Annotated in this window: 8 protein-coding genes and 2 pseudogenes; 6 read left to right on the top strand and 4 right to left on the bottom strand. The window is 72.6% G+C overall.

What is annotated here, in order from left to right; genetic code table 11:
• The 4 genes and pseudogenes from VR45_RS12320 to VR45_RS12305 form a co-directional block, all read left to right on the top strand.
• Window positions 1–284, top strand: a pseudogene (locus VR45_RS12320) (hypothetical protein); the annotation flags it as partial.
• Window positions 281–1,480, top strand: a complete 1,200-nt coding sequence (locus VR45_RS46865; RefSeq protein WP_045939748.1) for a hypothetical protein — start codon at window positions 281–283, stop codon at window positions 1,478–1,480. The pseudogene VR45_RS12320 and the gene VR45_RS46865, both read left to right, overlap by 4 nt.
• On the top strand, window positions 1,480–2,847 hold the full coding sequence (locus VR45_RS12310; RefSeq protein ID WP_045939747.1) for an ABC transporter substrate-binding protein: 1,368 nt from the start codon (window positions 1,480–1,482) through the stop codon (window positions 2,845–2,847). The genes VR45_RS46865 and VR45_RS12310 overlap by 1 nt, the downstream gene beginning before the upstream one ends.
• 20 nt (window positions 2,848–2,867) lie before the next feature.
• Entirely contained in the window at window positions 2,868–3,212 is a 345-nt protein-coding gene (locus VR45_RS12305; RefSeq protein WP_159394194.1) for a CU044_2847 family protein, read from the top strand.
• Between the two features lie 168 nt (window positions 3,213–3,380).
• Here VR45_RS12305 and VR45_RS48565 read toward each other — a convergent pair.
• Together VR45_RS48565 and VR45_RS12300 are read right to left on the bottom strand one after the other, a co-directional pair.
• A pseudogene (locus VR45_RS48565) lies at window positions 3,381–3,458 on the bottom strand (hypothetical protein); the annotation flags it as partial.
• Window positions 3,459–3,688: 230 nt separating this feature from the next.
• Complete coding sequence (locus VR45_RS12300; RefSeq protein WP_078896454.1) at window positions 3,689–5,749, bottom strand: DegT/DnrJ/EryC1/StrS family aminotransferase; 2,061 nt, start codon at window positions 5,747–5,749, stop codon at window positions 3,689–3,691.
• Window positions 5,750–6,164: 415 nt separating this feature from the next.
• Here VR45_RS12300 and VR45_RS12295 point away from each other — a divergent pair, with 415 nt between their 5' ends.
• A complete protein-coding gene (locus VR45_RS12295) occupies window positions 6,165–7,106 on the top strand; it encodes a Gfo/Idh/MocA family oxidoreductase (protein WP_045939745.1) in 942 nt (313 codons plus the stop codon).
• Window positions 7,107–7,295: 189 nt separating this feature from the next.
• Window positions 7,296–9,227, top strand: a complete 1,932-nt coding sequence (locus tag VR45_RS12290) for a BTAD domain-containing putative transcriptional regulator (RefSeq protein WP_052709030.1) — start codon at window positions 7,296–7,298, stop codon at window positions 9,225–9,227.
• A gap of 135 nt (window positions 9,228–9,362) precedes the next feature.
• On the opposite strand, the gene VR45_RS12285 is transcribed toward VR45_RS12290, so the two are convergent.
• Window positions 9,363–10,346 (bottom strand): NAD-dependent epimerase/dehydratase family protein, encoded by a 984-nt coding sequence (locus VR45_RS12285; protein ID WP_045939744.1) that lies wholly within the window; start codon window positions 10,344–10,346, stop codon window positions 9,363–9,365.
• A complete protein-coding gene (locus VR45_RS12280; protein WP_045939743.1) occupies window positions 10,343–11,767 on the bottom strand; it encodes a glycosyltransferase family 2 protein in 1,425 nt (474 codons plus the stop codon). The genes VR45_RS12285 and VR45_RS12280 overlap by 4 nt, the downstream gene beginning before the upstream one ends.
• Window positions 11,768–11,869 lie beyond the last annotated feature (102 nt).

Here is an 11,869-nt window from a genome sequence, read left to right as displayed (position 1 = left end):
CCAAGGTCGTCCGGATCGAGGATGCCGTACGCGGCGTGGTCGGCCTGCTGCCGGAGCTCGATCCGGACTATGTCCTGCAGGCCATGATGGGCACGGCCACCAGCACCTCGTACGGCCTCTCGCGCAACCCGTCGGCGCGGGCCGGTTCGGCGCCCGGGCACCCGTCGGCACCGCGGCCCGACTGCCCGCGGTGCGGCCGGGTCGCGGTGGCCGGCGCGCGGTACTGCGAGAACCTCGACTGCGACCACGAGTTCACCGACAGCTCGGCGGTGACGGGCGGATGACGGCCCCCAGCACGGTGGCGCCCGAACCGGGGGCGGACGGAGCGGCGCCGGACGGACCGGGGGCGGACGGACCGCCGGCGGACGGCCCACTGGCGGACGAACCGGCGACGCCCTCCACGACCGCGCGCACCCTGCGCCGGCTCCGCGGGGCGCTGGTGGCGGGCAGCCTGCTGACCGGGGCGCTGTGCCTGGTGGCGTCCAGCCAGGCACACACCGGAACCGACGCGATCGGCGAACGGGCCGCCCCTGCGGTACTCCGGGCCGAGGCCGCGTACGGCGCGCTCGCGGATGCCCAACGCGTGGCGGTGCACGGCTTCCAGCAGGGCACCGTGGTCCTCGGCGGACTCGGCGACGACTACCGGAACGACATCGCCGCGATCAACCAGAACCTGGCGGAACTGGCCGGGGACAACGTGGCGGGCCCGGCGAGCGCCAGTGACCTGCAACTCGTCGCTGGGCTCGTCGTCAACTACAACGCCGAGCTCGAACAAGCCGCCGCCGACTACCAGCAGACCGGTGACCTCACCCGCGCCCTGCCGGCCCTGTGGTACGCGACCCTGCAGTACCGGGAGGTCTCGGCCACGCTGGACCGGCTGCGGAAGGAGGAGAACGCGGCGCTGACCGCCCGGCGCGACTCGATGTGGCTGGCGGGCGCCGCGGACCTGCTGTTCCTGGTGCCGTTCACGCTGGTGCTGGTGCTGTTCGCGCGGACACAGGTGGTGCTGCGCCGCCGGTTCCGGCGTCGGTCGAGCATCCTGTTGACGGCTGCCGTGCTCGCCCTCGCCGCGACGGCCCTGTTGTGCGGTCTGTCGCTCCGCGTCTCGGACGGACGCCTGGGCTCGGCCCTGGACGGTCCGTTCACGGAAGCCGTCACCCTGGCACAGCAGCAGGCGAGCCGGTCCGCCGCCCGGGCCGACGCGGACCTGTACGCGATCCTCGCGCAGGAATGCCCGGCCGCCGGGTCCTGCGGAACCCGCCTGGCACCGCCGACGTCCGGACCCGCGACCGTCGGGACGGGGCAGACAGGTCACCAACAGGCCGAGGCGGAGGACGCGTTCACGAGCGGTGCCACCGACGCGGACGCCTACTCCGCCGTCCTCCCGGCCCTTCTCGTGCTGCTGACCTCGGCCGCGGCCACGGCGGCCGCTCTCGCACTGAACCCGCGCATCGACGAGTACCGGTTCGGAGGCCAGTGATGCGGCAGAAGCGCCAGGCGGCTCTCCGGCTCCTGCTGGTCCTCGCCCTGCTGGCGGCGTCCGCCTCCTGCCTCGGCGGCTCGTCCGGCCGGCGCGTCCTGGTCGTCATGACGCCCTGGACCGCCGAGGCCGAGAAGAACGCCTTCCAGGCAGTGCTCACGGCCTTCGAGGCCAGGACCGGCATCACCGTCCGCGCCGCCCCCACCCGGGCGCTCGACCAGGTGCTGCGGACCGCCGTACAGAAGCGCGAGGAACCGGACCTGGCCGTCATGGCCAACCCCGGGGCGCTGCGCTCCTACGCGCAGCAGGGCTACCTGGTCCGGCTGGACCGCTTCCAGGACAAGGAACTCGGCAACGGACTCCTCGATCTGCTCAAGTCCGACTACGGCCCCCCGTGGTCCCGCGCCGGGGAGGCCGTGAACGGCGCTCCGTACGCCGTCATGGTCAAAGCCTCCGTCAAGAGCCTCATCTGGTACGCCCCCCAGCAGCTCGCCGCCCGGCCGCCCGACAGCTGGGCCGGCTTGGTGGGCGTCGGCGAGTCGATAGTCCAACGGGGCGGGACGCCCTGGTGCCTGGCCCTGGCCGACCCGCCCAACTCGGGGTGGCCGGGCACCGACTGGATCGAGGACATCCTGCTGCACCGGTCGGGTGCCGACACCTACACGGACTGGGTCGACGGCAAGCTCGGGTGGAGCTCGTCGGAGGTCGCAGAGGCCTGGCAGGCATGGGGCCGGATCGTCGCCGCACCGGGCGCGATCCACGGCGGGCCGCTGACGGCGCTCCTGACCGGCTACGGCGAGGGGGCCCGTCCGCTCTTCACCGCGCCGCCCGGCTGCTCCCTCACCCACGGCGCCCCGGTCGCCCCGGACCCTGCGGCACCGACCGAACCCGTCCTTGGCAGGGACTACGACTTCGTCCCGTTCCCCGAGTTCCAGCCGACGCCGACGCCGACACCGGCACCGGCACCGGCGTACGAGGTGTCGGGAGATCTCGTCGCGATGTTCCGCGACTCGCCCGAGGCTGAGAAGTTCATGGCCTTCCTCGCGAGCCCGGAGGCCCAGGAGATCTGGCCGAGCCGGCAGCCCGCCTCGGCCTTCTCCGCCAACCGCGCCGTCACCACGCGGTTGGCGTCCGGCTACGCCACCGGCAGCGTCGCCCGTCGGATCGGCGAGTTGCTGACCTCGTCCGCCACCCTCTGCTTCGACGCCTCGGACAGCATGCCCAGCACCATGGCGGCCGCCTTCAACCACGCGGTGGTCGACTACCTGAACGACCCGACCCGATTGCCGACGATCCTCGCCGAGCTGGACAAGGTCCGGGCCGACGCCTATCCGCAGCCGACGCAGAGCTCCGTCTGCGGATTCTGATCCCCAGGCCAGGAGGCCAAGTGACAACACGTACCGAATTCGCCCTCGCGTCCGGCGGGACGCTGGTGGTCGAGAGCGAGAGCGCCGGCGCAGGCGTCGCGCCTGCCGGCCGGGGAAGTCTGGAGCGAGCGAGCGCCACGGTGCGGGACTCGCTGCACACCGTGGTCAACACGGCATCCGACGTGATCGAGGCGTTCCGTGCCCTGCCACGCCGACCCGACGAGATCGAGGTCAAGTTCGGCGTCAAACTGGACGGCAGCGTCGGTGTGATCCTGGCGGGCGGCTCCGCCGGCGTCCACTTCGAGGTGACGCTCCGCTGGTCTCCCGAAGAACCCGCCCGCGGAGCCGAGGCCGACGGGGAGTGACCGCAGCCGCCCGGTGCGAGCCGCAGGCCTCGGGCTCGCGACTCGCACCGGGCAGGGCGCGGCTACGGCGGGTGCGGCTGCGATGCGCGGCCGCGAGCGGCTCTGTCCCACAAGGCCCACCACCCGGGCATCGAGTCCGAGCTGTCCCGTCCCCACCGCGAGGCCCAACTATCCGGCGTGCCGGGCCCGGTGGGCCGCGATCAGGTCGCGGTACCAGGCGTACGAGGCCCTCGGGGTGCGCTTCTGGGTCGCGAAGTCGACGTGGACGAGGCCGAAGCGTTGGTGGTAGCCCTCGGCCTCCGTCCTGGAGCTGGTGCCACGTCGGGGATCTCGGTGGGCAGATCATCGGCACTGGCGAGGTGCGCCGTCACCTCCACTTCGAGAGAGGCGACGGTTCCGGCGTCGAAGAAGCCTTCCGGTTCGAGGAATCCGAACTGCCGGAAGGAGGAGAGCCGGCCGGGGGAGGGCGTGCGGGGTCACGATGAGGCCTCTGAGGTCACGACCGGTGCGGCCGACGTGGATGGTACGGCCGACGTCGCGTCCGGTACGGGCGGTTCCGGCTTTCGGTACTCCGGCGTGGACATGCCGCCCAGACGGTATCTCAGGGTCGGCCTCTCGGTGCATCCGACGGGGATGTCCAGCCGGCGGATCTGTTCCAGCAGGATGTCATCCTCTCCGACCCTCGCCTGGACCTCCGCTTCGCTCCGGGTGCGCTGGAATGTCAGCAGGCGCAACAGATCGCGGCGCAGCAGCCACGCCCCCATGTCGACCATCCCGTTCAAGCCCGCTGCGGGTATCACGGCGCGGTCCCGGACGATCGGGCTGCCGGGTTCCAGCACCCGGACCGCGGACAGCTGCTCGAACAGCTCGGCGGCAGCCTCCGAGGGCGGCAGCCACGGGAAACGGTCCACGGTGGCGGGCGAGCCGGAATGATCGATCAGGGTCCGCCACGAGTGCGCCGCCGGACAGCCCGCGTCGGCGACGGCCAGCAGGCTGGACAAGTGGTCGGGTTCCCATTCGTTGTCGTCGTCGAGGAAGGCGACGAAGTCCCCGGTGCACCCGGCCACGGCCAGCTCCCGGAGCGCCGCGATCCGCGCGAAGGGCTCGTTCGGCAGCACGCCGTCGGCGCCCAGGGTGACGACGGCACAGCCCGTGTCCGCGACGGCCGCCGGGACCCGGTCGGCGTCCACCCACACCACCAGCCTGACGTCGGCTTCGACATCCTGCTTCGCCACGCCGGCCACGGCCGCTTCCAGGGTGTCCCGATCTCCCCTGGTGACCATGACGACCTCGATGGTCGGACGGTCCCTCGGCAGTGCGGGCCGGAGAACGGCCGGTTCCCGGTCGAGTCCCCGGAGCGTGGCCGCCAGATGGACCAGCCGGGACTCGTCGGCGAGGAAGGCGTGGTGTGGCACCACCACGTAGTCCCGGTGCCAGGTCCGGGAGTGGGGCAGCGGTACCTCGGGGGCCCGCAGGGCGGCGAACTGCTTGATGGTCTCCGGCAGGTACAGCGGACCTTCGACGACCGGCGGGTACACCGAGTCGAGGATCAGGCCGGTCTGCTCCTCCACGGCCGCGATCACCTCGGCCGGACTGCCGACACCGGCCGGGACGCGCACCGCGACGCCGTAGAACGCTCCGCCGGCGACGGCGCTCCGGTCGGCGGCCATCGACCATCGGCTTCCGTCGAGGGCCCCTGCCAGGATCCCGGCTCCCTCCGCACGGCGTCGCGCCTGCCGGTCGAACCTGGCCAGCTGGTCGACGAGCAGCGCCGCGGCGAACTCGGGCGGCGAGTGGTTGGCCCCGTGGAGCAGGTGCGCCGGTTCCAGCTCGTTGGCAGAGGTGCGCGACACCACGTCGACACGTCGACGCGAGTCCATGACCAGCGACTCCAGACGGGTCGCCGTCTCCGGGTCGTCGGTGAGGACCGCGCCGCCCTCGCCGCTGGTGATGATCTTCGTGGCCTGGAGGCTCAGGAGGGAGATGTCGCCGAGCGAGCCGATCCTGCGTCCGTCGGCGGTCGTCCCGAACTGGGCGTGGGAAGCGTCCTCGACCACCGGCACGCCGGGGAACCGGGCCCGGGCCGCATCCACATCGAAGTGCTGCGCGTACAGATGGATGCCGAGTATCGCCGACGGCGTCTCGGTCAGGGTCGCGACGTCGCCGCACGGCGACTCGGGGGTGGCGTCGAAGAACACCGGCGTGGCTCCGACGCGCAACACCGAGGTGGCGCAGCTGACCCACGTGGTCGCAGTCATGGCCACGGTGTCACCGGGCCCGATACCCAGGGCGTGCAGCGCGGTCACGATCGCGCTCGATCCGCTGGTGACCAGGACGCAGTGCCGGCGGCCGGACATCCGCGCCACGGTGCCCGCGGCCGCGACGTTCTGCGACTGCCAGATGCTCTTGTTGCCGCTGACGGCCAGCCGCCCGCTCTGCAGTGTCCTGATCATCGCCCGCTCGGTGTCCTCGTCCGCTTCAGGCCAGCGCGGCCAGCGGGAGACCTGCCCGGACGACGGAGATGGTGCGTTGTTCATCGGTGTCAGGTCCTGTCCATCTGGTGGTGAATGCAGCGCAAGGCGTCTGCGTGGGGATGACGATGCGTCAGCCGTACGGCGGGGACGGCCGACCTCGTCGGATGGCTCCGGGCCTGGCCGCCCGGCCGGAGCCAATACACCAGCCACGGATCAACATCACGTCTGCAACACGTAGACGAGTTGTGGATCCGGCATAGAGATTCCATCTATCGGCGACTGATCGGCTGGGTCCTTGTCCGGGGAAAGCCACTTCACGACAACGACAACGACGACATCCACAACGACAACGGGGACGAAGAGGGGTGGACGTACGCCGACAGGTGACCGTGGCTGCGCTGCTGCGGCCTGCGGTCCTCCGACAATCGCCGCCCGGTCGGCACTTGCTGATCGACCCGAATTTTTTGGAGCCTTCACAATGAGCACCCAGATCGGCCGACCCCGCATCGCCGTCGTCGGCGGCGGAAGAATCGGCAGCACCCACGCCCGCAATCTCGCCGAGCTCGGAGCCGACGTCACAGTGGTCGAACCCGACCCGGCACGCGCCGCGGCGCTCTCGGCCGAACTCCGCTGCCGCGTCGTCCCGGATGCGGCCGAACTGCCCGGTGCGGACGGGGCCGTGGTGTGCACGCCGACCGACACCCATGCGGCCGTGGTCGCCGGTCTGCTGCCCCACGGGGTCCCGGTGCTGCTGGAGAAGCCGTGCACGGCACAGCCGGAGGCCAGCGCACGCCTCGGCGCGCTCGCCGAGGAGGCCGGGGTGCCCCTGCGGATCGGCTTCCAACGCCGGTTCTCCCCGGAGTACGCCGCACTGCGGCAGGAGTACCGCGCCCGGCCCGGCCAGTTCGGGTTCGCGGCGTTCACCAGCTTGGACGGAGCCCCGCCGCCCCAGGGGTACCAGGTCGCCGGCGGCAGCCTCGCCTTCGACCTGCAGATCCACGACATCGACCTGATCCTGTGGCTCTTCGGGTCCGCGGTCGTCGAGGTCTCGGCGTCCTCGGGCGGCGCCGGCGCGGCAACCGACCTCCTGGTGACCACGTTGACGCTGGCCTGCGGGACGGTGTGCTCCGTCGTGAGCAAGCGGGCCAGTCCGGGCGGCTGCCACGCCTATGCCGAGCTCATCGGCTCCCGTGCGGTGCTGGACACCCGGCCGCTCACCGCCCCGGGCCCGCATCCCGATTTCCGCTCCCGGTTCGCCGCGGCGTACCGCGCCGAGGTGGCGGCGTTCCTCGCGTTCGTCGAGGGCGGCCCGGACGAGCTGCCGCACTGGCGGGACGCGGTGGCCGCGGAGAAGATCTGCGCCCGGATCGACGAGGCGCTCAGTCCGGCGGGCGCCTGCGCCGGGGCGTCCATTGGCTGAGACCGGATCGGGCCGGCGCGCGGACCCCCGCGGCCGTGCGGCCCGGCTCGTGCCGACCGATCCGCTGCACGGCCGCTCGCAGCCCGGCGCAGGTGTCGGATGACGACACCGGGCATCGCCACAGAATCCCGCGGCTCTGACGCACGACCGGGACGGGACAGCTCCAAGGGCCCCTTCACCTTCGACATCATGGGACCGATCCGCGCCAGCCTGGACGGCACCCCGCTCCCCCTGGGCGGCCCTCAACAGTGCGCGGTCCTCACGCTGCTGCTGATCCGGGCGGGAGAGTCGGTCCCACCCCACGACATCAGCGACCTGCTCTGGCAGGACGACCCGCCGGCCACCGCCGCGAACGTCGTCCACCACCACATCAGTGCTCTGCGACGCATGCTCGAACCCGATCTGGGCCGGCGCGATGCCGGACGCTGGCTGCTGCGCAGCAGCGTCGGCTACCGGCTGGACGTCGATCCGGGATCCGTCGACCTGCACGTGTTCCGCAGGCTCGTCGAACGCGGCCGCGACCGCGCTGCCCGATCCGACTGGGAGCAGGCGGCGAGCCTGTACAGCGAGGCGCTCACGCTGCGGCGGGGCTCCGTGGGCACCGGCAGCCCGCAGAACATCGTCGACACCGCCTTGTTCCAGGCCGCCGAGAGCGAGTACGCCAAGGCGGTGGTGGAGGCCGCGCGGATCCACGACCGGATCGGCCACGGGCACTGGATGCTCCCACTGCTCCAGCTGACCGCGGAGCGCTATCCGCTGGACGAACGGCTCCAAGCCGCCCTGGTCCGCGCGCTCGGCGCGGCCGGCCACCAGGTCGAGGCGCTCGACGTCTACCGGCGGATCCGGACCACGCTCTCGGAGGAGCTGGGCATCGAGCCCGGCGACGCGCTGCGCGCCGCCCAGACCGCGGTGTTGCGGCAGAACCTCCGCACGGACGCCGCCGCGGATCCGGAGGACACGGCGCCCGCGCCGACCGCCGCGGACCCGCACCCCGCCCCGCGCCGGCACCCGCACTCGGCCCAGCTTCCGCCCGGCCCGCCGGTGTTCGTCGGCCGGGACGAGGGGCTGGCCCGGATCCTGGCCCTCACGGCCGACGCCTCCGGCCCGGTCATCGCGACGATGAACGGTATGGCCGGAATCGGGAAGACCGCGCTGGCCGTGCACGCGGCCCACTTGCTGGCCGAGCGCTTCCCCGACGGGCAGCTCTTCGTGAACCTGCACGGCTTCGACGACTCGGCCGCGGCCCTCGCGCCCGCCGACGCGCTGCGCTGCCTGCTCGAGTGCCTCGGCCTGCCGGCCGGGGACCTGCCCTCGACTCTTCCGGGGCTGACCGGCAGGTACCGCAGCCTTCTGACCGACCGCAGGGTCCTGATCGTGCTCGACAACGCCAGGGACGCGCAGCAGGTCCAGCCGTTGCTGCCGTCGGCGCCCGGCTGCATGACCCTCGTCACGAGCCGCAACGTGCTCGAACAACTGCTGGTCACTCACAACGCCCATCCAGTGTCCGTGCTGCCGTTCAGCGCGGGAGAGGGCCGTGCCGTCCTCGAGCGGCACATCGGGCCGGCCCGGACGGCCGACCAGGCGCGGGCCGTCGAGGAGATCGTCGAGTCCTGCGGCGGGGTGCCGATCGCCCTGGCGGTCGCGGCCGCACGCGCGTCGTTGAACCCGAGCCGGTCGCTGGGGTCGATCGCGGGAGAGCTGCGGACCGCGGCGAACAGCCTCGAAGCCTTCTTCTCCCCTGATCCCGACCTCGACCTGCGCCGCGCCCTGACCTGCTCGTACCGGGTGCTCGACGACGCAACGGCCCGGCTCCTCCGGCGCCTGGGCGAGGGCGCGGACCGCCGCATCCGGGTCGAGGCCGCAGCCGCGCTCACCGGGTTGCCTGTGGCGCGCTGCCGACAGTTGCTGCTCGGCCTGGTCGCCGAGTCCCTGATCTCCGAGCCGTCGCCGGGCTGCTTCGAGATGCACCGGTTCGTCGCCGACTACGCGCTCGAAGCCGAGCAGCCCTTCGGTCCGCCCGCGGCACAGGTCGCGCAGGCGGACTGCGCGGGCGGGCGGGCGCACCGCGCCGTGCCCTCCCGCCGCCCGGCCCACCGACCGGCGGCTCCGTCGGCCGGTTGACGCGCTGCGGCAACCGCCTGTCCCCCGCCTGGCGCCGGCCCGGCGCCGGGCGCGGCCGCGAGGAGATCCCCGGGCCGCGCCGGAGCGCGGGGCGGACGAAGCGCGTCGCACCGGTCCCTTAGTCGCACCGGTCCCTTACACGAGCGCCGGCGCCGCACCCTGGTACGCCGCCACGTCGGCGATGATCGTGGTCAGATCGCGGCGCGGCCGGTAGCCGATCTGCGCGAAGGCCTTGGCGCAGTCGGGCGCGCGGCTGGGCACGTCCTCGAAGCCGGGACCGTAGGTCTCGTAGGCCTGCTGGTATTCGACGTGCACGATCTCGCTCGACGACTGCGTGACGGCCACGACCCGCCGGGCCAGCTCGGCGATGTCCACCTGTTCGAGGCCGCCCAGGTTGAACGTCTCGCCGTGGGCCGTCCCGTCCTCGAGCAGCCCGACGAGCGCCGGGACGATGTCAAGCACGTGGCAGAAGCTGCGCCGCTGCCCCCCGTCGCCGTAGACCGTCAGCGGTTCGCCCGCCAGCGCCTGGCCGACGAACCGCGGGACGACCATGCCGTAGCGTCCGGTCTGCCGCGGCCCCACGGTGTTGAACAGCCGCACCGTGACCGCCCGCAGCGCGTGTTTGGCCACGTAGCCGTGGGTCAGCGACTCCGCGACGGCTTTGGCCTCCGCATACGTCCAGCGGCTCACCTGGGGCGGGCCCAGGATCTGGTCGTCCTGCTCGGTCAGCCGCGGCTTGCTGTTCTTGCCGTACACCTCGCTGCTCGACACCATCAGGATCGGCACGTCGTGTTCGTGTGCGGCGGCGAGGACGTTCTCGGCGCCGTGGATGTTGGTCCGCAGTCCGCCGAGCGGGTCCTCCAGGACATTGAACACCCCGACCAGGGCGCCGAGGTGGAACACCCGGTCGACCGTGGCGGCCTCGCGTCGCACCAGTGCCTCGTCGCAGACGGAGCCCGTGACGGTTCGCAGGCGCGCGTGCCCGCGAACCGACGCCAGGTTGGCCATGCTCCCGGTGGCCAGGTTGTCGAGGACGACGACTTCGTCCCCGGCCGCCAGCAGGTGTTCGGTCAGGTGGGAGCCGATGAATCCGGCTCCTCCGGTCACTAGGCTTCTCATCGCGGTACACGTTCCTCGCCTGCGGGCACGCCCACATCGGTCAGTTCAGTCATCGGCCAGGGAATCGGTGTGCAGCGGAACGCCGCCGGTCCGGGGGTGCCGACCTCGTACTCGGTCAGGTCGAACTGGTGCAGTTCCCGACGGAGCGGTGCGGTGAACTCCCAGTACGGGCGGTCGTACGCCGCCAGCGCCTCGCTCAGTTCGGGGTCCGGCGCGGGCGCCGGCGCGGTGCTCACGCCGGACAGGACGAACACCTCGCGGCAGATCCGGTCCATCTCGGCCAGCACGCGGCTGAAGGTGCCGTCCGGGAAGTGGCGCCAGTAGTCGGTGATCACGCCGAGCGCGTAGTGTTTCCCGGCGCCCGGGAGCCGGGTCCCGAGCAGCCGCAGGTGGTGCCCCGGGCCGTCGGACGGCAGGTCGGCCGGGTAGCACACGGTGTCCGGGGCGGGCGAGCCCGCCGGCCAGCCCTGCGGCGCGCCGACCAGCAGGACGGGGCCGTCCGCGTCCGTGATCCGGCGGGTCAGCCGGTCCAGGGCGGCCAGGCGGCCGCAGTCCGCGGTCGCGGCGTCCAGGCGGTCGGAGAACCGTTCCAGGGCCGGGATCACGTCGCGGGAGTGGGCGATGTCGTAGCTGCACACCGCCTCGACGTCCAGGCTCGGGTATTCGCGCACGAGGATGTGTTCGTTGCGCCGGTCGCGCACCACCTCGCGGTTCCGGTCGCGCTCGTGCGGCTGGTGCAGGGTGATCGCCGCAGGGGCGAAGACCGTGGGCAGGCCGGCCCGGGCGAGCCGGTAGCCGAGTTCGATGTCCTCGATGCCCTTGACCTCGAACCGCGTGTCGAATCCGCCGACGAGGTCGAAGGACGACTTGGGCACGGCGGCGTTGAGCGTCCAGAAGAACGCCCAGTCGGCCGGGCGGGGCCGGGCCAGCAGCTCGGTGAGGGGATCGAGCAGGGACGGGGTCCGGGCCAGCCGTGCGAAGACAGCGTCCGGATCGGAGAAGTCCCAGTCCGCTCCGAACTTCAGTCGCCACTGCGCCGGGGTCAGTTCGCGCCCGGCTCCGTATCCGCAGACGGCGACCGGGCCGTCAGCCTGGGCGTCGAGGTGGGCGCGCAGCAGTTCCGGGTGGCACAGGCCGTCTGCGTCGAGCAGGACCAGCAGCCCTCCGCGCGCCGCCGCCGCGCCCGTGTTGCGGGCCGCGCCCGCGCCCCGGGCGCGCTCGTGCCGCAGCAGCCTGATCCGGTCACCGTCGGCGAACTGCGCGACGGTCTCACCGACCGGCTCGACGGACCCGTCGTCCACCACGATGATCTCGAACGCGCCCGGGTCCAGGGTCTGGCGCCGCAGGCTGGCCAGGCAGTGCTGCAGGGCTCGCGTCCGGTTGTGGGCGGGGATGACGACGGTGATTTCGGGTTCTGCCATTCCTGGGGTTCCTTCGGGTCGGGGCCGTCGGCTCGTTTCGGAGCCGGTCGGCGTCGGCGGCGTGGGCCGGGCCGTGCGTGTCGGGCACGACACCGGCCCGGG

It is taken from the genome of Streptomyces sp. NRRL S-495, assembly GCF_000966955.1.
Lineage (GTDB): Bacteria > Actinomycetota > Actinomycetes > Streptomycetales > Streptomycetaceae > Kitasatospora > Kitasatospora purpeofusca.
This window is presented reverse-complemented; position numbering and strand designations above follow the sequence as displayed.

Excerpts from the sequence above, each read along its gene's own strand:
- VR45_RS46865 (WP_045939748.1), top strand. The coding sequence starts at position 281 with ATGACGGCCCCCAGCACGGTGGCGCCCGAACCGGGGGCGGACGGAGCG.
- VR45_RS12310 (WP_045939747.1), top strand. The coding sequence starts at position 1,480 with ATGCGGCAGAAGCGCCAGGCGGCTCTCCGGCTCCTGCTGGTCCTCGCC.
- VR45_RS12300 (WP_078896454.1), bottom strand. The coding sequence starts at position 5,749 with ATGAACAACGCACCATCTCCGTCGTCCGGGCAGGTCTCCCGCTGGCCG.
- VR45_RS12295 (WP_045939745.1), top strand. The coding sequence starts at position 6,165 with ATGAGCACCCAGATCGGCCGACCCCGCATCGCCGTCGTCGGCGGCGGA.
- VR45_RS12290 (WP_052709030.1), top strand. The coding sequence starts at position 7,296 with ATGGGACCGATCCGCGCCAGCCTGGACGGCACCCCGCTCCCCCTGGGC.
- VR45_RS12285 (WP_045939744.1), bottom strand. The coding sequence starts at position 10,346 with ATGAGAAGCCTAGTGACCGGAGGAGCCGGATTCATCGGCTCCCACCTG.
- VR45_RS12280 (WP_045939743.1), bottom strand. The coding sequence starts at position 11,767 with ATGGCAGAACCCGAAATCACCGTCGTCATCCCCGCCCACAACCGGACG.